The following is a 24,613-nucleotide window of genomic DNA, read 5'->3' on the forward strand; positions in this document are numbered from 1 at the left end:
TAATCTTTTTCTATAATAAGTAAATTAATATTCTATTACTATATATTCTAAATTTAGATAAAGTATTCCTTTAATAAGGTAACGCTAGTTTACCCATACTAATTCCTCTATTTGCACCTGTAGCTGATGGTAGATTATTATTATTGCCATGTAAGAATTCATTTCCCAGCACTGCAAACTCAATAGCTTCTTTTGCATCTGACGAATATCCCCATTGATCCATTATTGATACCTCTTGTTTAAGTCCATCTTTCAGACCTTGCATGATAGTATTATTATAGACTCCTCCACCACTGACAATGACTTCATCAATATTATGGTGGATATCAATATAATTATTGAAATGCATTACTATTGATTTAGCGGTATAAGCTGTTATTGTTGCTACAATATCCTCAAATCCCAAATTTCTAGAGATACCCTCATCATATAAATTCTGAGCTAATTCAAATGTATATTGTTCTCTACCTGTACTCTTAGGTGGTAATTTAGTTAAAAAACTATCATTATTTATAATAACATCCAACCAATTATTACAGACTTCTCCTTTAGAAGAAAAATACCCATTAACATCATATGTATTTTTATTATATGTTCCTATAGATACAACAGCATCTATTAACATATTACCTGGTCCCATGTCAAAAGCAACCACTTCTTCTGGTTTTGCATTAGCTTCTATTAAAGATACATTACTAATACCACCTATATTTATTAATGCTCTGCCTTTGGTTTTATTATTGAATAATAGATAATCAACAAAAGGAACTAATGGTGCGCCTTGACCACCAACAGCCATATCACTTGGGCGGAAATCTCCTACTGTAATCAACCCTGTTCTATTTGCTATCACAGCTAATTCTCCAATCTGTAATGTAGCAAAATATTCAGGACTATGATATATTGTTTGTCCATGAGAACTAATGAAGTCCACATCAGTTTTATCAATCTTTGCTTTTTCAATAACTTTCATAGCTGCTTCTGCCATCTTCTCACCTAGATATACATTCATCTTACATATGTCTTCAACTGTTGAGGTTTCATTAGCACATATATCAAGGATTTTGTTTCTCTCTTCTAAATTGTAATTGAGTGTATCAAACTCTAGAAGTTTTACTTTTGTTTCAATTGAAGACTTTTCAATCTCTACAAGAGCGGCATCTACACCATCAAGTGAAGTTCCTGACATTAACCCTATAGCAATTTTTTTATCTTTATTAATTATTTTTTGTAGTTTATCTATCAAAGTCACCATTCCTTTAGCTTAATTTAGCTTTAGTATTATAAAATTAAGAAATATAATTTCATATATATGGTATCATATATAAAATTATATTTCAACATTATATAATTATAAATTTATTTATAGTAAATTCAAAAGAATAATAATACAATAAAGTATCAGGCATATTATTAGCGAGGTGAGAATTATGGCAGAATTAAAATGAACGATAATGATCTTATGAAATTCTTATTGTTTGTATATTAATAAACTGGAAGATATTGATATTCTAGAAGAATTAATATCTAAATCTATAGAATATATTAGAGTAAAAAACCTATTGATTACTCTTAAATAAATAATCTAGATCTTTATTGACATTGTCCCTTTCAAAAATAATATTACTAAAAACTATATTATTATCCTGTATATTAAATACAATAATTGCTTTCGCATTCATTGATGGTATTGGGCTCATTGTCATCCCTACATTATCAAATTGTATAGTAATAACAAGTTCATTGATATCATTATTATCTATATCTTTTATTTGACTCTGTCTAGGAACACAAATCAAGTTATCTGAAGTGTTTTTATAGAAGTTTTCATCTACAATTATTCCTTCACTTTCTAATTGTTCTTTCAATCTTTTCACTTCTTTTATTTCATCTTGAGTTAATTTAATTTGATATTTCTCATTAATGAATGGGAAATTGATATACAATGATTTCTTATTAACATCAATATATTCTACATCACAATCAATGCTATCAGTGGACCATATATTTTCTATTTTTTCATTTTCATATTTATAAAGGTATTGGTTTATAACTTTTCCATTTCTGTCATATGAATTTCTTGTAAGTAAAAATAAATCTTCATTATTAATATTTATTAGTTCATATTTTACTGGATTATGCTCTCTAAATAAATCACTTTCACTCAAATAATCGTCAATAAGTATATCATAGTTATTGACTTGCAATCTAACATCACCGTCATAAAATAAAACAGCTTCATCCATACTATTTTGTAACTGTATTTTACCTAATATTGTTTTCTTAAATGAGCTATACATTGGCTTACCGTTTATTATTTTTATAATGTAATTATTCCATCTATCAGCTACTGGAGATATATATAATTCTTCACTATCTTCAAACCAAAACGAACCACATTCTAGATTCATATGAATATCTTTGAATCCATCACATCTTAATATTACATCATAATTATCCGTATTAGTATCTCTCCAGATAGAATTCCCATGTCTAGAAATTAATTCTATAACCTTATTAGTAAATTCTTCTGAAGCAGGAAAGAATTCACTGTTGTCTTGGCTTATTTTAAGTTTTACACCTTCACTACTTAATAAGTCCTCAATATTACTATTTAATTTTTTATTATCTAAGTTGTTATCCTCTAGTGATTGATTTTCATTTATACCCTTATCTACTTGTGTTATATCACTTTTCTCTTCACCATTGTTATGACATCCAACTAGTGCTAAAAATACTAAACAAGTTATTATGATTAATTTTTTCATAAACTATTTCCTCTTTCTTTACATGTATTAAGGTTTAAATCTATGGTATATATGTTAATATTTGGATTGGAAGTAAGTTACTAATTTATATATTCATAAATATACAAAACCAAACTATCAATAATTCTTTGATTAAGGTGGTAATTAATATAATTACCATCTCTAATCTTAGTCACTATATCTGTATTATATAAAATTTTTAAATGCTTGGAAATGCATGCTTCAGTCAAATTCAATCTATCCGCTAACTTTTGAGTTGCCATAGGCTGCCTATATAAATTACGAACAATTTTCATTCTGGTTTCATCAGCAATAGCCTTAAAGATATTTAATGTATCTTTTGGTAATTTATCATCATCATATGAAGTAATATATGTTGGTATTATTAAACTTATTAGTTTCTGGGTTTCATTCATACCTAATAATAAATGAGGAATTATATAACTGTCTACGTTGAATATTACTTCTTTTATATTTTCTTTATTCACTTCAAATAATTTATATTTATGAAAATTAATTTTATTATCTGTTACTTCTATTCTAGGGTGAAGAGAATGTATATAATTATAAACTGATATTTCTTTACACCTTTTATATTCTCTTTTTAGCTTTCTAATTAATATGGGCTCAGCAAAACTTACCTCATTTACGAAATAATTATAATAGTATTCTTTTAGAAATATTATCAATTGTCTTTTATATTCCTTATGTTCTTTTAGACATTCTACATATTTATTTGGAATACTTCTATTATAATAATTGCTATTTATAGCATTAATAAGGGATCCCTTATCTATTTCGCCATTAAATATAGTGTAAAAGAAATCCACTTCATTAATATTTGCTATTTCACCAATACATTCAGAAATACTAATATCCCATAATTTTTTATTCTCTAAAAACCCGATAACACCTAAAAAATTACTAGTTACATTAGCATAAAATAATATTTTATCTTTAATCTCTGGAGGCAATGTTTTCATAATGTCTTCTGCCCAAATCTGTCTAGGTACATGATGCTCATGTCTTGATAATACATGAAGGCTACCTAATAACTCATGGAAAGGAGAATATATAAAATATATATTAATATCATTATCTCTATCAAAATATGTTAAGTACATTAATTATATTTCCTCCCTTCACTGTATACTATACTTGACTTATAGAAAATTTAAAATAGCTGTGGGTATAGGTTAATAATTATTTACTTGTTAAAATCATAGATAAAAAATTACGGTCTCCATCAAGAGTTATTTCGCCACATTCTATTATTTTAAAATGGTTGTTGACTATATCTAGTAATTCATCTTTTAAGTAAAAAGCAAAAAATCTTTTAGGTTCATATATATCTTCCTCATATATACCTTCTGTTGATACTCCACCATATAATCCTAAATAAAAAATACCATTTTTTTTAAGGACTTTTTGAACTTCACCTAAAACAATATGAATGTCTCTTTTTGGTACATGCAATAAGGTATTCATAGACCAAACAAGGTTGAATTGTTCTGTTTCAAAATCCAAGTTATAAAAATCCATTACCTCTCCTTTTAGATTTTTTGACAGGCATATATCAATCATACTTTTTGAAATATCAATACAATAAACATCCAATCCTTTTTTAGTGAAATACTCTGCAAATGTTCCTGAACCAGCACCAAGGTCAAGTAAATTCATTTTACTATCATTTATATGTGATAAAAATTTATTTACTTCTTTTTTCTTCCAATCAGGAATTATTGAACTTCTAAGGTTCGCATTATTATTATAACTTTTTCTTATTATTTCTTTTATATTATTATCCATAAATATACATTACCTTTTTTCTTATTTTTCAATTTTATCATATATAAATCTCAGTCATCCTGAAAAGAGACTTTAGAACATTCTTTAATTTTTATAAAATCTCTTTCTGGACCAATGATGCCATCGGCATTAACCCATTTTACTGTAATTGGATCATAACTAATTAACCAAGATTTTGATTTTTTATTATTTTTAATTACAATAATATGGTTGTTAGTAAAAGCTAAATCAGAATACTCTTTAATTGCTAATTTATTAAAAGTCTGTTTTACATCTGAATAATTATATAATAAAAATCCAATTAAATTACCATCTATATCTATACCTACGCCTACAGGATATTGTAACAAATTATAATCCCATAATTTCACCATTTGGGGTATATTATTAAATTGTACTGGATATTTTATTTCATTTAAAGGTGTTTTTAAATAATAATATATTTCACCAATATCAAACACTTTACCGTTATTATCAAGTACTAAAGAATTATAGTACCCAGAAACTAATTGTTTAATATTATCCATTATAAAATTAAGCTGTATATTATCCTTTTCATCTTTACTTTCAATATCAAACCAATAAACACTATTATTATTCAAAACAAATCCATATCCTACATCTTTAATATTCTTAAATAATGGGCTAGCTTCTTGAAGTTTTGATACCCCTAATTCTTTTTTCTTTTCATAGGTATAAATGTACCAGCAAACCCCTTTATTGTCCAATATCAATATATAGTTATTATATCTTAATATCTTAATAATTTCTGAAGGTTTAACTTCATCAGGTAAAAATCCTAATTTATGTTCAACAAATGTTGGTTCTGTAAAACCAATACGTTCCCAGCTCCATATACTTCCATCTCTTTGTAAACATACATTATCATCTATCAATATTCCATTCATCATTCCTGGTATAAGAACAGGTTCCATCCATTGATACCCACCTGCCCTTGGTAATGTATCCATATACCATACTTTACCATTTTCATCTAGTACTGTGGAATTCTTAAACTGTTTTACTGACAATGGAAGTACTTCATAACGTTGATTTGAATTATTATTAAATAGAATTTCTCCTTTATTGTTTAAAACTAAACATCCATTACAATAAGTATCATCTACTTCAATAATAATATTATTTTCTGCCAACTTTATTAAATCTACATCCCATATATTATAAAAATCCAATTCATTACTTTTTATCATCTTATTAATCATTGGTTTATTAATTGAATACTTATCAAATAAGAATTTACTACTCCATTCCCATACATTACCATCTGCATCTAAGCCTCTATAAATATTATCCCGACTAGATATTTTAATAATGTTAGCTACGTTTTCCTGTTGTAAAGGTATTTCACCAAAAAAATAAACTTTGCCAGAGTTTCCAAGAGCCATAAGAATCTCTTCATCACCCTTTATCTCCTTAATAGCTTCTGGAAAATCAATTCTTTTATACTCTAATTTGTGATCTATCAGCCAAACACTTCCATCCAAACAAGTTATCAATAAATTACCGTCATTACAAGAATGAATACTTGTAATACATTCTAGTTCAAAAAGTTTCCAATTTGCTTTTTTTATTATTTCACATCCATCAGAATCATAATATGGTGGAGAATCATATGAAGTTATATCTATATACAATCTGCCATCCTTCTTTAATACAAAACCGACATAAGCTTGAAAGACATTATTATATGTAGAATCCTTAACAAAATTGCTATCTTTATCAAAATGCCACCATACTCCATCTACAACATAATTTCCTTTATCCAAAAAATAATTATCTTTAGTGTTTTGTACAATGGTTGTCATCTTCACTAATAATTCAATAGCTTCTTCAATAGTTATTTTATTTTTCAACTCTATTTTTTTATCTAATCCAGTTATCAGCTCAGTAGATAAAGCACTTTTAACTGATTCGACTATTTGATCATCATATACTATTCCATTATTATTTCCTTCTAGTTCATAATCATTATTACAAATAATTTTTTGATCTAATTCTTTTTCCAATAGTTTCATCGTATTTGTAGCAATAGTGATTGCTTCTTCCCAAGTCATTTTGCTATAAGGCTTAAAATGAGATTTAGTCTTTTCATGCATAATGCCAGTATTGATTGCTTTATAAACATAATCTTCCCGAGTATCTAAAAAAGATATTTTTCTTGTATTATCTAGTGTACTACCAGATATTTTTTCATAGGTATTTACTATTAACGAACAAAATATTTTTCTTGTAATAAATTTTTCATATTTAATGTCATCAGCCTCAGAAATTATTTCTAGGTTCTTAGCTATTTCAATGTATTGTTCATAATTCTTTTCTTCTCCAACATTATTAGCACTAATAGTCATACTCCTATAACTAAATGCTAATAATGTCATTCCTAATAATATAAGAACTTTATTAAACCTATTCATATACACACCCCACTGAATGTTATTTATTTTTTTGGTTAATATCTTTTATATCCATGCTCAATATTCTTGATTTCATAATTACTTTACGTAAAAACTTGTTATACATTATAAAAGCTTTAAAATTTTTTATAATAATATTTAATTTGATTTTTTTGCTTTCTTTAGTATAATACTTTGCAAATTTCAAATTATAATTATTGATACTATGAGCCAACATAGTACCACTTTTTAATGCGTAGCTTATTCCTTCAGCTGAACTAGGACTTATAAACCCTGCTGCCTCACCAATTAATACAACATTGTCTCTGATTAGATTAATTTGTTTAATTTTTTTTGTTCTCATTATTAAGGTTCCATTTTTCTTATTTTCTTCACCTATATCAAAACCATAATTTTTGAGTTTTTCAATAAGTAAGTCAAATTTTTCATTAGCTTTATCATTATCTAATATGGCTGAACCTATTAAAATGCAATTTTCCTTTTGTATAATCCAAGAATAGAAATCTGTAATATCTCTATCAAATATTGAAGTATAATAAGGCATTTCATTGTGTGTTTTATAGCATTTCTGTATAGATATATATGTATCTGGTATCGTACAATCTATAAATGCCTGTTTTCTGACTTTTGATATTGCTCCATCTGCTCCCGCTAATATTTTTGCTTTAACAACAAAATCTTTATTATTCTCCCTATATTTTACTTCTATATAGTCATTTTGTTTTTTATGGGAGATAAATAAGCAGTTGAATTTAACTTCAACTGTAGAAGGTATTAAAGATACTAACCATCTATCGAATTTCTCTCTATTAACATTAATATAATGTCTTTGATAATGTTTCTCCATTCCATTGTCAAAATCAACTGATTTGACACTAAACATCTGTGGTCCAGTTAAAACATCTTTTGGAATACCCAATCCAAGATGTGCTAACATTTTCTGCGCATCTGGAGCAATTAAACCCCCACAGCATTTTTCTCTCTTATATTCTATATCTTCATTAAGGTTCCTCTTATCAATTAATAAGACCTTATATCTTTTGTCTAAGATTCTAGCTAGAGTTGCCCCTGCCGGTCCAGCTCCTACTATGACTATATCATACATCTATTTGCTCCTTTGCTACTATTTAGAGTCGACTAATATTTATACTTATTATACTTTTGATATATACCCTTGTCAATATAGCTAAGAGAGTATCGCTTTACATATATATTATTAAAATAACGTTGCTGTGCCATTTTTTATTGCATTCTTTTCTCCTACCCTCATCATTAGATAAGAAATTATCATCAACATTCCTCCGATAAATATACATATTACATAATCATGCAATAAGTTAATTATACCAATATTATACATAAGTGATTTTCTCAAAACTATAATTACATAAGTTAATGGAAATAAATATCCAATAGCTTTTGCCCACATTGGCATGTGCATAAATGGTAACTTTGCTCCAGTGAACATTTCTGTGGGTTCCTGAAATATTGTGAATAGAAACCCGCTATCTCTTGATAATAAAAATAAGCTATTCAAAAAAACTCCCCATATTACTGCTAATATACATAGTAGTATTACACTTAAAATAGCAGATAATATATTTACTTTAAGGAAGTCTCTGTAGAAAGTAATCATACCTACCGAAAAAATAATAAACATCCACACACTTCCAAATAATGAAGCTATACTATTACCAATTAACATTCCCATCCTATTAGACGGAGACATATATATCAATTCCAAAGTCCCTGACATTCTGAGTAAATAACTGGATTGCCATGCTGATTGTATAAGAGTATAAAAAAACCTCATAGCAACAAATCCAATCAATAAATACAAATATATTTCCCCATCGTGTTGCAGACCTATTTTTCTAAGCAAAATATTATTATTAAATGGTTTGTAAGAATAATATATATTAATAAATCCAATAACCGGCCATAAAAACAAAGATAAGTATATACTTTTATTAAAAAAATAATTTTTATGTTGAGCAATAACATTAGCCCATACCAATCTAATAAAATTCATTATATCACTTCCTTATGTTCTATGGAAACATCTTTTGTCATCATAAGTATAACATCTTCTAGGTTACCATCTTCAATTGATGACATCTTAGTTATTTCCTCAACTGAACCTTCTGTGAGAAGTTTTCCTTCATTTAATATGTATATATATCTACATAATTCTTCTACTTCCTTCATGTAATGAGTTGTCAATAATATTCCTTTGTCCTGTTGCTTAACCAGTTCTAGAAAAAACGCTCTCATTTCTTTTGCTATTTGAATATCAAGTCCTAACGTAGGCTCATCCAAGAAAATGTAGTCTGGATCATTTATCAATCCTCTTGCTATCTGTAACCGTTGTTTCATACCTTTTGAAAATTTCTCCACTGGTATATTTTTCTTATCCTGTAATCCTACAAGTTCTAATAGATAATCTATTCTTTCATTTAGATTTTTACCATGTAATCCATACATGCTGCCAAAATATTTAAGATTTTCTTTAGCAGTAAGGCGCCAATATATCATCCTCTCTCCACCTGCTATCATATTTACTTTACTTTTGATTATTTTTTCATTTTTCTTAATATCCCTTCCATCATATATAATATCTCCTCTTGTTGGTTCAAGTAGTGTAGAAAGCATCTTGACCGTTGTAGTTTTTCCAGCACCATTAATACCCAGCAGACCTGTTATCTCACCTTTTTTTATATTAATACTTAGATCATCAACAGCTTTCAAGTGGCTTTTATTGGTCTTAAAGAAACCTTTACTTTCTTTTGTTACATATGTCTTGCATAGTCCTCTAACTTCTATCATATATTTCATTCCTTTCGTTAATTAACTATAGATCATCCACCAATTTTTTCTAAAGCTATCTTTTCTACTTTCTTAAGAGTCAAAAATCCTATCAAGCTATAAATAATACCTTGAAGAATTAAAGCTATAACAGAATCAATTTGTATCATTAAGCTTTCTCCTTTTAGTAATATCCCTCTAAATAGTTTTATAGAATGTGTTAAAGGTATAAGATATGAAATTTTTGATACAAAACTTGGTAAATAGGTAATAGGAAAATTGATTCCACATATAAGAAACATAACTGTAAACAATGTATTCTGTGATATATACGTATCTCTTGTATATAGCATAAGATTTGCCAATAATAGCGAAAGTCCAAGAAATGCGAGCAAAGATATTGATAAAACTATTATGAATGAAAGCAAATCAAAATACGCAAATTTCACTTTAAACACTACCAATATTGGTATGGCAAAAACTAATTCTCCAAAAGTATGTATTGTTTGTGCTACCATGTAAGCCAAAAAATATAGACCTCTATTATATGGTGCCAACATTACGCTTTCCAATGTACCTATTCTTTTCTCAGTAATAAGACTCCTACTGACATTGAGTAAAGTGCTAACTGTAAAAGAATATACCAATACCCCTACCAAAATATATCCCATATAATTACTAGTTCCTGCTTCACCTATAAAAGCGCTATTAACTTCTCCCTCAAAGATATGTTCATATAGAATATACGAGTATAATAGAGTATAGGTTATAGTTAATATACTGGATATAAAAAAACTTCTTGGATAGGCACGATACAATGTAATAAAATATTTGTACACATTGGCCTTAAAAACATAGATATTCATTGTATTAACTTTCCTCCTTCTTTATTTTGATTAACTATTTAGTTAATCAAATGGTATTGCTTCTCTAAGCTGAGTTATTATAGCAGGAAATTTATACATGTCAACTAATAATCAAGTAAAATTTAATATTCTATATGGAACTTCTATACTTTAGCTTAAAATCAAAGTTTTTAGGATAAAAAAAAGATGCCTAAGGCATCCTTAACTTTCAAAAATCTCTACTACTTCTTTTAATTTTTCTCTTATATCCAAGTGTTGTGGACATTTTTCTTCACATTGTCCGCATTCAATACACATACTAGCTTTATTTTCATTCTTTAGATACTTGGTATACTCTTTTTTAGAAGTATGAAAATCAAACATGGACGATTCATTATACAATGCGAAACAGGCTGGAATATCAACACCTTTTGGACACGGCATACAATAGGCACAATTGGTACATCTAACTTTAATTTTACTATCATATACTGATTTGACTTCATCAATTAATTCTTTTTCCTTATTTGTCAATGAATCAGGTGTTGTCTCTGTAGCAATTCTAATATTCTCATTGATATGTTCCATCTCATTCATACCACTCAACACTACATCAACTTCTGGATGATTAAGTATAAATTTGAATGCCCACTCAGCAGGAGTTCTTTTTATATCCGCCTTATTCCATATAGCTGTTATATCATCAGGAACATTCTTTACAAGGCTTCCACCTCTTAGGGGTTCCATAATAACTACACCAAGTCCACGTTCTTTAGCATATTCCAATCCTTTTTTCCCAGCTTGATAATTTTCATCTAAAAAATTATATTGTATTTGGCAAAAATCCCAATCATAAGAATCTACAATCTCTTTAAATAAATCAATATCGTCATGAAAAGAAAAACCAACATGTTTAACCCTTCCATCAGCAACAATACTATTTAAAAATTCAAATACATCATTCTCTACTAAATTCTTCCATAATTTTTTCTTTAATGTATGTAAAAGATAAAAATCAATATAATCAGTCTGCAACTTTTCTAACTGTTCATTTAGATATTTGTCCATATCCTGTCTTGTCTTTATTAACCAAGATGGTAATTTAGTTGCTATCTTAACTTTTTCTCTGTATCCATTTTTCAGTGCTTCTGCTACTAATTTTTCACTTTCTCCACCATGATAATTATATGCTGTATCAATATAGTTGACGCCACCATCAATTGCATGGCAAATTTGTTTAATAGCCAATTCTTCCTTGATGTCTTTATTATCGTCATTGTTAGTGTGAAATCTCATACAGCCAAAACCAAGTCTCGAAACCTTTTCATTAGTCTTTCCAAATAGCTTATATTGCATTATAAACCACCTCGTTAAAAATATTTTAAATATGTAAGTTCTATAAGTCTCTTGCTAGAACCTTCATACTTTGTTTTAGTATAGCATTAATCAATATAATATTAAAGCCTTATGAATTTTCATAAGGCAAATTTATTAACATTCTATTTTCCTGTATGACCAAAGCCACCAGAACCTCTTTCAGTATTCTCTAAGCCATCTACTACTTCAAGTTCTACTTGCTCAATCTTATTAATAACCATTTGAGCAATTCTTTCACCATGTTTAATAGTGAAATCCTCTTCACCAAAGTTAATCATTATGACTTTTATTTCTCCCCTATAGTCTGCATCTATAGTTCCTGGAGTGTTGACTAAACTAATACCATGTTTTAGAGCAAGACCACTTCTAGGTCTAATCTGAGCTTCATATCCTGAAGGCAACGCTATCTTTAGACCCGTAGGTATTAATTTGATTTTACCTTTTTCTAATATTACATCATCCTCTAAACAAGCATATACATCCATGCCGGCTGCATCTTTACTCATATACTTTGGTAGAGGTAATATCTTTCCACTGTCAGTTTGCTCTACATAGACTTTTATCTTGTGCATAGACTCTTAATCCTTTCAATATCAATATCTTTATGTCTTCCAACTAAAGCTGTACTCATATCATTGTAGTTGAATGTTTTTTTAGCAAAACTCATGAAACTATCTAAGTTAACAGCATTGATACCTTCTATCATTTCGTCCTGTGATTTTATTCTATCTATCATGAGTTTCGTTTTCCCATAACTAGACATTCTGGAGTTCATATTTTCAAAACCTATTATAAGATTGCTTTTTAATTGTTCTTTTGTTTGATTCAGTTCTTTTTCATCTATTCCTTTTTCTAACAATAGATTAATTTCTTCCATGACACCTAGTATAACTGGTTCTATTTGAGTTGGATTGGTAGCAGCATATATATTAATCATTCCTGCAATATTATATGTTTCTACATAAGAATAGATTGAATATGCTAATCCTTTTTCCTCTCTAATAGATTGGAATAATCTTGAATTAATACCTCCACCAAGAATAGTATTCAATATGGATAGAATATATATCTCATCTGAATTATAAGGTATACTTGGAAAAGACATACATAAATGAACTTGTTCTATATCTTTATCTTTTGTTACAAAGCACTTTTTATAGTTTAATTTTTCAATTCTTTCAACTCTATTTTTTTTCTTCAGAACAGAAAACTTTTCACTTATTTTCTCAAACATCTCATCAAAATCAAATTTACCAACAACTGAAATTACAATATTTTCAGGTATATAGTGTTTTGACATATATTCTTCAATGTCTTCTTTAGTAAAATTGTTAACTAATTCCTTTGTTCCAAGAATGTTATAACCAAGAGTTGAGCCACTCCAAGATTCTTCTTGAATCAAATCATGAACAATCTCTTCAGGTGAATCTTCATACATATTAATTTCTTCTATTATGACACCTTTTTCTTTTTTCATGTCTTCATCTTTCATACCCGAATTAAGTATCATATCAGATAAAACATCAAGAGCTACATCTATATGGTTATCAAGAGTATGAGCGTAATAACACATATACTCCTTACCAGTAAATGCATTAATTCTCCCTCCTACCTCTGACATTTCATCAGCAATATCTTTAGCTGTTCTATTCTTGGTTCCTTTAAACATCATATGCTCTATAAAATGGGATATGCCATTATTGTTTTTGTTTTCATCTATTGAACCATTTTTAATCCATATACCCAGTGCAACAGATCTTACAAATGAATTTTCTTCACCAACTACACATAATCCATTATCCATAGTCTTCATTTTAACCATATTTTATCCTCCAAAAATTGCTTTATCTACAATTGTATATTAAACAATACAACTTTCCCATCTTTAATAAATGCAGTCATATTAATGGTAATGGGAAAGTAAAATAAATAATTAATTCTAAATACAGTATGTGCATTTGAACAAATAATAAATCAAGAAAAGCGACTAAGCCGCTTCCCTTGAATAAAGTAAATTATTATTCTTTTGGTAATGCATCTTTTCTTGAAAGATTAATTCTACCTTGATTATCTATCTCTGTAACCTTAACTAGGATTTCATCACCAATACTAACTACATCTTCAACTTTTCCAACTCTTTCATGAGCTAATTTTGATATATGAACTAATCCATCTTTGCCTGGAGCTATTTCTACGAATGCACCAAACTTAGTTATTCTTGCTACTTTTCCAGTATAGATTGCGCCGACCTCTATATCTTTTGCTATGGATTCAATTATTTTTAAGGCTTTATTAGTAGCTTCACTTTCTACGCCACAGATAAAGATTCTTCCATCATCTTCAATATCAATCTTAACTCCAGTTTCATCAATGATTTTGTTAATAGTTTTTCCACGTGGTCCAATAACCTCACTGATCTTTTCTGGATCAATCTTAGTTTGAAGAATTTTGGGAGCCATCTTGGATAATTCTGTTCTTGGTTCATCAATAGCTTTTAGCATAACTTCATCTAGTATGAATAATCTAGCTCTTCTAGTTTGGTAAATAGCTTTTTCTATAATTTCATTAGTAAGTCCATGTATTTTAATATCCATCTGAATTGCTGTGATACCTTTATGAGTACCTGCTACTTTGAAGTCCATATCTCCAAAGAAATCTTCAAGCCCTTGGATATCAGTAAGCATAACATAATCATCATCAGTCTCACCTGTAACAAGTCCAACTGATATTCCAGCTACTGGAGCTTTTATTGGTACTCCAGATGCCATAAGTGATAAAGTACTTGCACATATACTTCCTTGAGAAGTAGAACCATTAGAGCTGAGTACCTCAGATACAAGTCTTATTGCATATGGGAAGTCTTCTTCTGATGGAATCACTGGTAATAATGCTCTTTCAGCTAATGCACCATGTCCTATTTCTCTACGTCCAGGTCCTCTAGATGGTCTTGTTTCCCCAACTGAATATGATGGGAAATTATAATGATGTATATATCTCTTGGATGTTTCAAGTTCATCTAATCCATCTAACATCTGAACTTCTCCTAGAGGTCCTAATGTTGTAACTGTAAGAACTTGTGTTTGTCCACGACTGAATAATGCTGAACCATGAGTGTTAGGTAAAATATCTACCTCTGAACTTAATTTTCTAATTTCGTCAAGAGCACGTCCATCTGGTCTTTTATGATCTTTTAAAATCATTCTTCTTACAGTTTGTTTTTGATATTTATATACGGCTTCACCTATATAGGAAACCCAATCTTCATTTTCTTCTTCAAATTTTGCAGTTAATTCTTCAGTAATTTCGCTGATTCTTTGCTGTCTAACTTGTTTAACATCAGTAAACACTGCAGCTTCCATTCTTTCATCACCAATGAAGTTAACTACCTCTTCATATACTTCACTAGGCACTGCTGACTCTTCGTAACCATGCTTTTCTTTACCTTCTTTTTCTACGATACCATTTATCCATTCTACTATTTTCTGATTTTCTTCATGTGCTTTAAAAATTGCTTGTACCATAGTTTCCTCTGGTATCTCGTCTGCACCAGCTTCAATCATAACAACTTTTTCGCTAGTAGATGCAACAGTTAATGACATTCTTGACTTCTCTCTTTGTTCTGCTGTAGGATTAACAATGATTTCTCCATCAACATATCCTAACATAAGTGAACTTGTTGGACCCTGGAAAGGAATATCAGATATGGATAAAGCTATAGATGAACCAATCATAGCAACTAGTTCTGGTTGACAGTCTTGATCTACAGAAAGAACTGTATTTACAACTGCACAGTCATTTCTATAATCTTTTGGAAACAAAGGTCTGATAGGTCTATCAATAACCCTTGAAGTAAGTACCGCATTTTCTGTAGGTTTTCCTTCTCTTTTTATAAATCCACCTGGAATTTTTCCAACTGAATATAAACGTTCCTCATAATCAACGCTTAATGGGAAGAAATCAATTCCTTCACGTGGTTTCTCTGATGCTGTTGCAGTAGATAATACAACTGTATCTCCATATCTTAATAATGCAGCTCCATTAGCTTGCTCTGCAACTTTTCCAATTTCAACAGATAGAGTTCTACCTGCTAATTCTAATGAATATACTCTAGACATTTAACAATCTCCTTCCGAATAATAAATTTTGGTTGTCTTTAGTCTAGATCCTTAGTCGTTAGTTTTCATCTTCTATTTCTATGAATTTTAAAAAACAAAAACTAATGACTAAAGGTTAACTATGCTAGTACTAAAGACATAAAAACTGATTAATTCTTTAAATTTAAAATTATAGAGCGGATTTCTCCGCTCTTCAATAACCTAAAAATATAATTTCTAGGTTTCAATCAAATAAGATTATAACTATCTTCTTAATCCTAATTTTTTGATTAAGCTACGATATCCTTCAATATCCTTATTCTTAAGATATTGTAATAAACCTCTTCTTTGACCAACCATCATAAGTAATCCTCTTCTTGAGTGATGGTCTTTTTTGTGCATTTTTAAATGCTCTGTTAAGTGATTGATTCTTGCAGTAAGTAATGCGATTTGAACCTCTGGTGAACCAGTATCAGTAGCATTTCTTCCAAATTCTGCAATTATTTCTTGTTTAGTTTTTTCCATTTTCTTTACCTCCATAATTTTAGATAAACACCTATTGCTAAGAAAGGGTCGGAGTCTCCCAAGTTTCTGAGCAATGGCTTACATCAATAAATTTTATCATAAATAGATATTTTTGTAAACAAATTATTTTATGTGATATCTAGTTATTAATTTTGCATGATTTAATATTACGAAATCAATTTATGTTATTTCTTCTATACTTAGTATATTTTTAACATTTTTATTATAAAAAATACAATATCCATATTATTTCTTCAACATTTTTTAACATTATTCATTTATTAAGCTTGTAACGTATTCTATATTGCTAGAAACTTCTTTTTTTAATTCCTCAATAGAATTGAATTTTTTTTCTTTTCTAATGAATTGAATAAACTCTACAACTACAACTTGTCCATATATATCTTCGTCAAAACCTAATATATGCGTTTCCACAACTTTTTTTTGTCCATTTAATGTTGGATTCACCCCTACATTGGTAATACTATTGTACTTTTTACCATTAACGGATATATTTGAATAATAAACACCATTAGGTGGTAATATCTTATATCTATGGGGTATTATATTCGCTGTAGGAAATCCAAATTTTCTTCCATTTTTCTTACCTTCTACAACTTTTCCTGCTATGCTAAAATTCTCACCCAACAATTTATTTGCCAGCTCTATGTTACCTTGTTTTATTTCTTTTCTAATCCATGTACTGCTTACAATATTATTGTTATATGCAATTTTGGGAATTGTAATTAGTTCATATCCATATTTAGAAGATAATTTTTTTAATAAATTAATATCTCCTTTTCTCTCGTGCCCAAATCTGTAATCATTTCCAACTACAATAAATTTAGCGTTTAGTTGTTTGCAGATGACTTTTTCAATAAAATTCTCTGGGGTCATCTTTGCTGTAACAAGGTCATAAGGATATTCAACAAATATATCTATATTACTTAAAAGTCGTTCCTTTTCACAGCTTAGATATATAAGGTCAACAGGTTCTTTATTTGCTAATACAAAACTTGGATGTGGATCAAAAGTAAGAACTAATGATTTCAGACCAAGTTCTCTAGATAGCTCCAAGGCCTTACATATGAGTTTTCTATGACCGATATGTATTCCATCAAAATTGCCTAGGACTACAACAGAAGGAGGAGATGTAAATTCTTTTGTATCTTTAATGTATTCCATCTAACAATCTCCTTATAAGAACAATTTAATAGGCTTTAATATCATAATTTCATCTTTTAATATAGATTGGTATATGCCGATAAAATTGTTGTTTTCATCATATATTCTATAATGCATCTGTTCTGTTACATTTTCACCGTCTTTTATAAATTCTACCTTTAATTTGTTACCATTATAAAGGAATTTATCATATTCTGAACGAACAACCAATTTATTATAATCCTGAAAAACTTTATCAATGCTAGTAACTATCTCATTCAGTTTATCATTCATGATATAATAATCAATTTCACCTAGTTTAATACTAGAATCAATACTGAATAGACTTGACTGAGTCCTTATGAGTTTACTCATGTGAGCTCCACAACCGAGTTTAGTTCCTATATCAGCACATAGAGTCCTTATATAAGTACCTTTTGAACACTTAACTTTCATCTCAACATTGGTACCGTAGGTATTTATAATATCTATATTATAAATATATATATTCCTAGCTTTACGTTCAATAGTTTTTCCTTCTCTTGCTAACTGGTATAATCTTTTACCATTTACCTTTAGAGCAGAGTACATAGGAGGTATCTGACTGTAATCACCTATAAAAGAATTAACAGCTTCTTCTATTTGTTCCTTAGAACATGTCACTTCTTTTTCACTAATAATATTACCAGTATGGTCCTCTGTATCTGTTTCTATTCCTAAAGTCATCGTAGCAAGATATGTCTTAGTTGTATCTGTAATGTAATCAGCTACTTTTGTAGCTTTTCCTACACATACAGGAAGTACACCTTCAGCTTCTGGATCCAGTGTACCTGTATGCCCTATTTTTTTTATTTTCAATTTTTTTCTAAGTATTGCTACTACATCAAATGATGTATAACCTTTTTCTTTATAAACATTAATTATTCCATTCATATGATATCCTTTATTTGTTCTTCTACTGCACTTAATAATTTATCTTTTATTTCTGTAATATTACCAGACATGGTACACCCTGAAGCTTTTGTATGTCCGCCGCCGCCAAATTTCTTGGCTATTTTGCATACATCTATATCATTACGTGATCTTAAGCTTACTTTATAAGTATTGCTGCCGTTTTGTATAATGAATATAGCACATTCACTTTCTATGACTTCGTTTAATATTTGAACTATACTTTCTGTATCCTTTTTATCACAATCGTATTCCTTAAGTTCATTTATTGTTAAATGTGTAAATATTACTTTATTATCTTTATAAAACTCAGAATTTTTAATAGCTGTTCCTAGAATTTTTAAGGATTTGTAAGATCTGTAATAAAAAAGCCTGTTAGTGATATCAGTAAAATCTATTCCATGCTTAATTAACTCACCAGCTATTTCATGAGTCCTTTTTGTAGTATTACTATGTTTAAATGCTCCAGTATCATAGATAAGTCCTGTATACAGCGCTTCACATATATTTTTATCTAATAACTTAGTTTCACTGGAACGTTCAAGAATGTCATATACTATCTCACAAGTAGAACTGACATCTGAAACATAGTTATAATCAGCAAATTTTGTATTACTGATATGATGATCTATATTAATAGTTACAGAAGCCTTGTCAAAAATCTCTGAATAAGCTCCAAGTCTTTCTTTATCACCACAATCAAGAGAGATAAAAACGTAGTTATCCTTCTTGATTGCTGTTAGTAAATAATTGCTACCTTTTAGATAATCATATGTATCAGGTACATCATCTAAAGCAACAGCGGCATTTATTCCTTTTTTATGGAGAATTAATGCTAATGCATAGCAAGCACCAACACAATCTCCATCTGGATGTATATGTCCTGATATTATGGTATTATTGTAGCCATCACATATATTAATTATTTCTTGTAGATTCATATTATTCACCTTTTGGTTTATTAACTTCGTCAATTAATTTTGACATATTTATCCCGTATTCAATGGATTGATCTACTACGAACGTTATTTCTGGGGTATTTCTTAGATTTATCCTTCTAGCTAGTTCATTTCTAATAAATCCAGTAGAACATTTCAATCCTTCTAAAGTATCACTTTGAGATGTCTCGTCACCAAGTACGCTAACATATATCTTACAATATTTTAAATCTGGAGTAGTATCAACACTTACTACACTTGTCATATGATTAACTCTAGGATCCTTCAACCCTCTATTTAAAATATTACTAACTTCTCTTCTGATTTCTTCATTAATTTTAATAATTCTATTACTTCTTTTCTTCATTTCTACTCACCTTCTTATATTATGAGTAATACATATTTTAATATAAACCATATCATAGTTGTTATAAAGTTATTATCTTATAGGAAAGTTCTAATTAAGTATATGAAAAAGAACCGCTTTCATATGCGTCAAGGAAACTTTCCTAACGACTGGAAACTTGCTACGCAAGACGAGACGTAGTCTCTTTTCTTGACTATCTTGGTATCTCTTCCATAATATATGCTTCAACAATATCCCCTTCTTTTAGGTCATTGAATTTGCTGAGCATAATACCACATTCATATCCAGAGTTAACTTCTTTAACGTCATCCTTAAATCTCTTAAGTGATTCAAGTTCTCCTTCGTATATAACTATACCGTCACGAACAAGTCTGACTTTTGCATTTCTTGTGAATTTACCATCTTGTACATATGAACCTGCAATAGTTCCTACACTTGAAACTTTGAATGTCTGTCTAACTTCTGCATGACCTATAACTTTTTCTCTGTATTCTGGGTCAAGCATACCTTTCATAGCTGCTTCAATATCCTCAATGGCATTATATATTACTCTATACAAACGTATATCAATTTGTTCACTTTCAGCTACAGTTTTTGCACTGGCTTCAGGACGAACATTAAATCCTATAATAATAGCATTTGATGCAGATGCAAGCATTACATCAGATTCATTAATTGCACCTACTCCACCATGTATAACCTTAATCATAACTTCTTCGTTAGATAATTTTACAAGACTTTGTTTTACTGCTTCGACAGAACCTTGTACATCTGCCTTGACAACAATATTAAGTTCTTTCATATTACCAGCTTGTATTTGACTGAATAGGTCATCAAGAGTAACTTTTTGAGGTGTATTCTGAATAAGTTTCTCTCTATCTCTTCTAATTACTTTTTCAGCTACATGTCTAGCTTCTCTTTCATTCTTAGCAGTATAGAACGCATCTCCAGCTACAGGAACTTCAGATAATCCCAAAATCTCTACTGGTGTAGAAGGACCTGCCTGTTTAACTCTACGTCCTTTGTCATCAATCATGGCTCTTATCTTACCATATGATGTACCTGCAATAATAGCATCTCCAACCTTAAGGGTACCATTTTGAATAAGAACAGTTGCTACTGGACCTCTTCCTTTATCAAGCTGAGCTTCTACAATTGTACCGCTAGCTTTTTTATTAGGATTAGCTTTTAATTCTTCCATTTCAGACACTAAAAGAATCATTTCAAGTAATTGGTCAAGGCCTGTTTTTTCTATTGCTGAGACTGGTACACAAATAGTATCTCCACCCCAGTCTTCTGCTACTAAACCATATTCTACTAATTCTTGTTTAACTCTATCTTGATTAGCACCTGGTTTATCAATTTTATTGATAGCTACAATTATTTGTACATTAGCAGCTTTTGCGTGGTTTATAGCCTCAACTGTCTGAGGCATAACTCCATCATCAGCGGCAACAACTAGTATTGCTATATCTGTAGCCATAGCACCTCTTAGACGCATTGCTGTAAAAGCTTCATGACCAGGTGTATCCAAAAATGTAATGTCATTGTCATTTATAGTTACTACTGATGCACCAATATGCTGAGTTATTCCTCCAGCTTCTCTGGATGTAACATTACTTTCACGTATAGCATCCAATAGAGATGTTTTACCATGGTCAACATGACCCATAACTACAACTATAGGAGATCTAGTAACTAAATCCTCTTCATCGTCTGGTTCTTCAGCAAAAAATTCGTCAACTATATCTTTTTCTTCTTCTTCTTCTGTCAGGAAATCGAATTCTAGTGCAACTGAACTTGCTGTCTCATAATCAATTTCTTGATTAGCAGTAGCCATAATCCCTTTTAACATAAGAGATTTTACAATATCAGATGATTGCTTACCAAGTCTCTCTGCCAAATCTTTTACAGTTACATTGGTTGGTATTGTGATTACATCTAAATCTTCATTGTCATCTTCTATTTCTTGTGATTCCTTATTTGTATCTACTACCTTTTCATTATTTTCATCATTACTAGGAGCATAGTATTCAGTTACAATACTTGCTTCCTCGTCTGTCAATGAGCTCATATGATTTTTCACTTCGATATCAAATTCTTTTAACGTGTTAAGTAATTCTTTATTACTTAATCCAAGTTGTTTAGCGATTTCATATACGCGAACTTTTGACATATTACCACCTCCGCAAATTTAAGTCTTGAAATTAGTATTTTCTTCAATAGCTTTAGCAAATCCTTCATCTAGAATGCATATGGATGCTCTAATGTCTTTGCCAATAGCCCTACCCAATTCTTCTTTAGTACCAAACTCTATAAGCTTAACTTTATGTGTAAAACATATATTGTTAAATAGTTTTTTTGTATTTTTAGAAGAATCAGCTGCTACAATTACTAGCTTCGCAGTTTTGTTCTTTACAGCTTTTTCAGTCATGAATTCTCCTGAACTAAGCATTGAAGCCCGTTTACATAGTCCCAATAGAGAATAAACTTTTTTATCCATTTATTTTACTTAATTCCTCCTTAAGGGCACTATACACATCGCTTGGAATACTTGCTTTAAAAGAACGTTCTAAACCTTTATTCTTAATAGCTTTTTCAAGACATGTTATAGATGGACATATATATGCACCTCTACCATTTTTCTTACCAGTACTATCAATGGATATATTACCTTCTTTTGTCCTGACAACTCTAATCAACTGTCTTTTATCCTTCATTTCTTGGCAACCCGTGCATTTTCTTAAAGGTATTTTTCTAGCCATTTTCATCATTCCCTTCTTTATTGTTTTTATTAAGAATGGTTATGAAAGAAGTAAATACTAGTAAAGTTCTTCTTCGTCTAAAGAGTTCCTTGATAAAAGTGCTCCAAGTGTCTCTTCTTCAGTAATGAAATTAGTCTGTTTAGCTTGTGTTTCACTTTTAATATCAATTCTGTAACCAGTAAGTTTCGCAGCCAGTCTAGCATTCTGACCTTCTTTTCCAATTGCTAGAGATAATTGATAATCTGGAACCACCACCTTAGCACTCTTATCTTGCTCATTAACAATAACCTTCACTACTTTTGAAGGACTAAGAGCTGCTGATATGAATTTCACTGGGTCTTCATCCCAAGGGATAATATCAATTTTTTCTCCTCTTAGTTCATTTACAATGATTGATACTCTAGCACCATTATGACCTACACATGATCCTACTGGATCGACGTCTCTATTAGTTGAGTAAACTGCTATCTTTGTTCTAGAACCTGCTTCCCTAGAAATACCTTTTATTTCTACAACACCATCATGTACTTCTGGAACTTCTTGTTCAAATAATCTTTTGATGAGTTCTGGATGAGTTCGTGAAACATATACCTTAGGTCCTTTTGTACTTTCTTTTACTTCTAGGACATAGACCTTAAATCTTTCGTTAGGATAATATCTTTCACCTGGAACTTGTTCTTTATCAGCTAAGATAGCATCGATTTTACCTAAGTTAATAATTACATTATCTCTTACTTGTCTCTGGATAATACCAGTAATAACATCTTTTTCTTTAGTAATATATTGATTGAATATAACTTCTCTTTCAGCTTCTCTTATTTTCTGTACAACAACTTGCTTCGCTTTTTGAGCAGCTATTCTTCCAAAATTCTTAGGTGTTATCTCAATATTTATCATATCACCTAACTTATAAGTTGGATTTATTTTTTTTGCATCTTCCAATGAGATAGTAAGTTGTTTGTCTTCTACTTCTTCAACAACTTCTTTTTCAGCATAAACCGCAACATCACCTCTATCACGGTCGATCTCAACTTTTATATTTTGTGCAGTACCAAAGTTATTCTTACATGCTGTAACTAAAGAAACTTCAATTGTCTCAATTAATATATCCTTACTAATACCCTTTTCTTTCTCAATTTGGTTCAATGCTTCAATAAATTCAGCATTCATTTTAATCCTCCTCAGTATTTTTAATCTTATAGGAAAGCTCTTTAATTTAGCAAATGACATAAAAGCTTCTCATTTCAAAATATATTTAAAATAATATTGCCAGTCTAATAATTGCTATATCAGTCCTTGCAATAGACCAATCTTCACCATCTTCTAACTCAAGTGTTATACTATCATCGTCATAACTCTTTAACAAACCTACAAATTCTTTTTTCTTATTGATAGATTTGTATAATTTAACTTCTACTTTCTCACCTAGACTTCTTGCAAAATCTTTATCTTTCTTTAATGGTCTATCAAGTCCAGGAGAACTAACTTCTAATATATATGGTTCCTTAATTGGGTCCTTATCTTCAAATTCACTATCAAAAGCTCTACTTACAAGTTCACAATCATCTATTGTAACCCCACCGTCTTTATCAATAAAAATTCTTAGATACCAATTGGAAGCTTCTTTTACATATTCAACATCTACAAGTTCGAATCTATTCTCTTCTAGAATCGGAATCAATATCTCTTCTGCTAGTGTTTCCACATGTTCTCTAAATGACAAATTATATCACCCTTCTTTCTATTAGCTTATATACATAACAAGAGTGG

General features: G+C 29.7%; 23 protein-coding genes. All 23 read right to left on the bottom strand.

Annotation, left to right across the window (positions count from 1 at the left end; all coding sequences use genetic code 11):
* Positions 1 to 70 precede the first annotated feature (70 nt).
* Positions 71 to 1,246 (bottom strand): anhydro-N-acetylmuramic acid kinase, encoded by a 1,176-nt coding sequence (locus tag AACQ14_RS19045; protein ID WP_339365173.1) that lies wholly within the window; start codon positions 1,244 to 1,246, stop codon positions 71 to 73.
* Between the two features lie 313 nt (positions 1,247 to 1,559).
* Positions 1,560 to 2,768 (bottom strand): hypothetical protein, encoded by a 1,209-nt coding sequence (locus AACQ14_RS19050; protein WP_339365174.1) that lies wholly within the window; start codon positions 2,766 to 2,768, stop codon positions 1,560 to 1,562.
* 80 nt (positions 2,769 to 2,848) lie between these two features.
* Positions 2,849 to 3,892, bottom strand: coding sequence for an ArsR/SmtB family transcription factor (locus tag AACQ14_RS19055; RefSeq protein ID WP_339365175.1), 1,044 nt, complete (start codon positions 3,890 to 3,892; stop codon positions 2,849 to 2,851).
* A 79-nt stretch (positions 3,893 to 3,971) separates the two neighbouring features.
* Positions 3,972 to 4,577 carry a class I SAM-dependent methyltransferase gene (locus AACQ14_RS19060; protein WP_339365176.1) on the bottom strand — a complete coding sequence of 202 codons (606 nt, stop codon included), beginning with the start codon at positions 4,575 to 4,577 and terminating at the stop codon, positions 3,972 to 3,974.
* A 50-nt stretch (positions 4,578 to 4,627) separates the two neighbouring features.
* The gene (locus tag AACQ14_RS19065) at positions 4,628 to 7,012 is read right to left on the bottom strand and encodes a hypothetical protein (RefSeq protein ID WP_339365177.1); all 2,385 of its coding nucleotides are present in this window, start codon (positions 7,010 to 7,012) and stop codon (positions 4,628 to 4,630) included.
* Between the two features lie 19 nt (positions 7,013 to 7,031).
* Entirely contained in the window at positions 7,032 to 8,117 is a 1,086-nt protein-coding gene (locus AACQ14_RS19070; RefSeq protein ID WP_339365178.1) for an FAD-binding protein, read from the bottom strand.
* 111 nt (positions 8,118 to 8,228) lie between these two features.
* Positions 8,229 to 9,044 (bottom strand): ABC transporter permease, encoded by an 816-nt coding sequence (locus AACQ14_RS19075; RefSeq protein WP_339365179.1) that lies wholly within the window; start codon positions 9,042 to 9,044, stop codon positions 8,229 to 8,231.
* Positions 9,044 to 9,838, bottom strand: a complete 795-nt coding sequence (locus tag AACQ14_RS19080; protein ID WP_339365180.1) for an ABC transporter ATP-binding protein — start codon at positions 9,836 to 9,838, stop codon at positions 9,044 to 9,046. Before AACQ14_RS19080 ends, AACQ14_RS19075 begins: the two co-directional genes overlap by 1 nt.
* Positions 9,839 to 9,870: 32 nt before the next feature.
* The gene (locus AACQ14_RS19085; protein WP_339365181.1) at positions 9,871 to 10,683 is read right to left on the bottom strand and encodes an ABC transporter permease; all 813 of its coding nucleotides are present in this window, start codon (positions 10,681 to 10,683) and stop codon (positions 9,871 to 9,873) included.
* Between the two features lie 201 nt (positions 10,684 to 10,884).
* On the bottom strand, positions 10,885 to 12,018 hold the full coding sequence (locus tag AACQ14_RS19090) for an aldo/keto reductase (RefSeq protein WP_339365182.1): 1,134 nt from the start codon (positions 12,016 to 12,018) through the stop codon (positions 10,885 to 10,887).
* A 143-nt stretch (positions 12,019 to 12,161) separates the two neighbouring features.
* A complete protein-coding gene (gene dut, locus AACQ14_RS19095; RefSeq protein ID WP_339365183.1) occupies positions 12,162 to 12,611 on the bottom strand; it encodes a dUTP diphosphatase in 450 nt (149 codons plus the stop codon).
* Entirely contained in the window at positions 12,599 to 13,861 is a 1,263-nt protein-coding gene (locus AACQ14_RS19100) for a M16 family metallopeptidase (protein ID WP_339365184.1), read from the bottom strand. The genes dut and AACQ14_RS19100 overlap by 13 nt, the downstream gene beginning before the upstream one ends.
* A gap of 196 nt (positions 13,862 to 14,057) precedes the next feature.
* A complete protein-coding gene (locus AACQ14_RS19105) occupies positions 14,058 to 16,154 on the bottom strand; it encodes a polyribonucleotide nucleotidyltransferase (RefSeq protein ID WP_339365185.1) in 2,097 nt (698 codons plus the stop codon).
* A gap of 243 nt (positions 16,155 to 16,397) precedes the next feature.
* Positions 16,398 to 16,658, bottom strand: coding sequence for a 30S ribosomal protein S15 (gene rpsO, locus AACQ14_RS19110; RefSeq protein ID WP_113674803.1), 261 nt, complete (start codon positions 16,656 to 16,658; stop codon positions 16,398 to 16,400).
* Between the two features lie 270 nt (positions 16,659 to 16,928).
* Complete coding sequence (locus AACQ14_RS19115) at positions 16,929 to 17,843, bottom strand: bifunctional riboflavin kinase/FAD synthetase (protein WP_339365186.1); 915 nt, start codon at positions 17,841 to 17,843, stop codon at positions 16,929 to 16,931.
* A gap of 12 nt (positions 17,844 to 17,855) precedes the next feature.
* The gene (gene truB / locus AACQ14_RS19120) at positions 17,856 to 18,755 is read right to left on the bottom strand and encodes a tRNA pseudouridine(55) synthase TruB (protein WP_339365187.1); all 900 of its coding nucleotides are present in this window, start codon (positions 18,753 to 18,755) and stop codon (positions 17,856 to 17,858) included.
* Positions 18,752 to 19,714 carry a DHH family phosphoesterase gene (locus AACQ14_RS19125; RefSeq protein ID WP_339365188.1) on the bottom strand — a complete coding sequence of 321 codons (963 nt, stop codon included), beginning with the start codon at positions 19,712 to 19,714 and terminating at the stop codon, positions 18,752 to 18,754. Before AACQ14_RS19125 ends, truB begins: the two co-directional genes overlap by 4 nt.
* 1 nt (position 19,715) lies before the next feature.
* Positions 19,716 to 20,078, bottom strand: coding sequence for a 30S ribosome-binding factor RbfA (gene rbfA, locus AACQ14_RS19130; protein WP_339365189.1), 363 nt, complete (start codon positions 20,076 to 20,078; stop codon positions 19,716 to 19,718).
* A 193-nt stretch (positions 20,079 to 20,271) separates the two neighbouring features.
* Complete coding sequence (gene infB, locus AACQ14_RS19135) at positions 20,272 to 22,254, bottom strand: translation initiation factor IF-2 (RefSeq protein ID WP_339365190.1); 1,983 nt, start codon at positions 22,252 to 22,254, stop codon at positions 20,272 to 20,274.
* Positions 22,255 to 22,272: 18 nt separating this feature from the next.
* Positions 22,273 to 22,581 (bottom strand): L7Ae/L30e/S12e/Gadd45 family ribosomal protein, encoded by a 309-nt coding sequence (locus AACQ14_RS19140; RefSeq protein ID WP_339365191.1) that lies wholly within the window; start codon positions 22,579 to 22,581, stop codon positions 22,273 to 22,275.
* Entirely contained in the window at positions 22,574 to 22,849 is a 276-nt protein-coding gene (rnpM, locus tag AACQ14_RS19145; protein ID WP_153064145.1) for an RNase P modulator RnpM, read from the bottom strand. The genes AACQ14_RS19140 and rnpM overlap by 8 nt, the downstream gene beginning before the upstream one ends.
* A gap of 51 nt (positions 22,850 to 22,900) precedes the next feature.
* Positions 22,901 to 24,013 carry a transcription termination factor NusA gene (gene nusA / locus AACQ14_RS19150; protein WP_339365192.1) on the bottom strand — a complete coding sequence of 371 codons (1,113 nt, stop codon included), beginning with the start codon at positions 24,011 to 24,013 and terminating at the stop codon, positions 22,901 to 22,903.
* Between the two features lie 85 nt (positions 24,014 to 24,098).
* Positions 24,099 to 24,566, bottom strand: coding sequence for a ribosome maturation factor RimP (gene rimP / locus AACQ14_RS19155; protein ID WP_339365193.1), 468 nt, complete (start codon positions 24,564 to 24,566; stop codon positions 24,099 to 24,101).
* Between the last annotated feature and the right edge of the window lie 47 nt (positions 24,567 to 24,613).

Source organism: Vallitalea maricola (assembly GCF_036985595.1).
Taxonomy (GTDB): domain Bacteria; phylum Bacillota; class Clostridia; order Lachnospirales; family Vallitaleaceae; genus Vallitalea; species Vallitalea maricola.

Excerpts from the sequence above, each read along its gene's own strand:
- AACQ14_RS19065 (WP_339365177.1), bottom strand. The coding sequence starts at position 7,012 with ATGAATAGGTTTAATAAAGTTCTTATATTATTAGGAATGACATTATTA.
- AACQ14_RS19075 (WP_339365179.1), bottom strand. The coding sequence starts at position 9,044 with ATGAATTTTATTAGATTGGTATGGGCTAATGTTATTGCTCAACATAAA.
- AACQ14_RS19105 (WP_339365185.1), bottom strand. The coding sequence starts at position 16,154 with ATGTCTAGAGTATATTCATTAGAATTAGCAGGTAGAACTCTATCTGTT.
- rbfA (WP_339365189.1), bottom strand. The coding sequence starts at position 20,078 with ATGAAGAAAAGAAGTAATAGAATTATTAAAATTAATGAAGAAATCAGA.
- truB (WP_339365187.1), bottom strand. The coding sequence starts at position 18,755 with ATGAATGGAATAATTAATGTTTATAAAGAAAAAGGTTATACATCATTT.
- AACQ14_RS19070 (WP_339365178.1), bottom strand. The coding sequence starts at position 8,117 with ATGTATGATATAGTCATAGTAGGAGCTGGACCGGCAGGGGCAACTCTA.
- AACQ14_RS19140 (WP_339365191.1), bottom strand. The coding sequence starts at position 22,581 with ATGGATAAAAAAGTTTATTCTCTATTGGGACTATGTAAACGGGCTTCA.
- AACQ14_RS19055 (WP_339365175.1), bottom strand. The coding sequence starts at position 3,892 with ATGTACTTAACATATTTTGATAGAGATAATGATATTAATATATATTTT.
- AACQ14_RS19050 (WP_339365174.1), bottom strand. The coding sequence starts at position 2,768 with ATGAAAAAATTAATCATAATAACTTGTTTAGTATTTTTAGCACTAGTT.
- dut (WP_339365183.1), bottom strand. The coding sequence starts at position 12,611 with ATGCACAAGATAAAAGTCTATGTAGAGCAAACTGACAGTGGAAAGATA.
- AACQ14_RS19100 (WP_339365184.1), bottom strand. The coding sequence starts at position 13,861 with ATGGTTAAAATGAAGACTATGGATAATGGATTATGTGTAGTTGGTGAA.
- infB (WP_339365190.1), bottom strand. The coding sequence starts at position 22,254 with ATGTCAAAAGTTCGCGTATATGAAATCGCTAAACAACTTGGATTAAGT.
- rpsO (WP_113674803.1), bottom strand. The coding sequence starts at position 16,658 with ATGGAAAAAACTAAACAAGAAATAATTGCAGAATTTGGAAGAAATGCT.
- AACQ14_RS19090 (WP_339365182.1), bottom strand. The coding sequence starts at position 12,018 with ATGCAATATAAGCTATTTGGAAAGACTAATGAAAAGGTTTCGAGACTT.
- AACQ14_RS19085 (WP_339365181.1), bottom strand. The coding sequence starts at position 10,683 with ATGAATATCTATGTTTTTAAGGCCAATGTGTACAAATATTTTATTACA.
- AACQ14_RS19080 (WP_339365180.1), bottom strand. The coding sequence starts at position 9,838 with ATGATAGAAGTTAGAGGACTATGCAAGACATATGTAACAAAAGAAAGT.
- AACQ14_RS19125 (WP_339365188.1), bottom strand. The coding sequence starts at position 19,714 with ATGAATCTACAAGAAATAATTAATATATGTGATGGCTACAATAATACC.
- AACQ14_RS19115 (WP_339365186.1), bottom strand. The coding sequence starts at position 17,843 with ATGGAATACATTAAAGATACAAAAGAATTTACATCTCCTCCTTCTGTT.
- AACQ14_RS19060 (WP_339365176.1), bottom strand. The coding sequence starts at position 4,577 with ATGGATAATAATATAAAAGAAATAATAAGAAAAAGTTATAATAATAAT.
- nusA (WP_339365192.1), bottom strand. The coding sequence starts at position 24,013 with ATGAATGCTGAATTTATTGAAGCATTGAACCAAATTGAGAAAGAAAAG.
- rnpM (WP_153064145.1), bottom strand. The coding sequence starts at position 22,849 with ATGAAAATGGCTAGAAAAATACCTTTAAGAAAATGCACGGGTTGCCAA.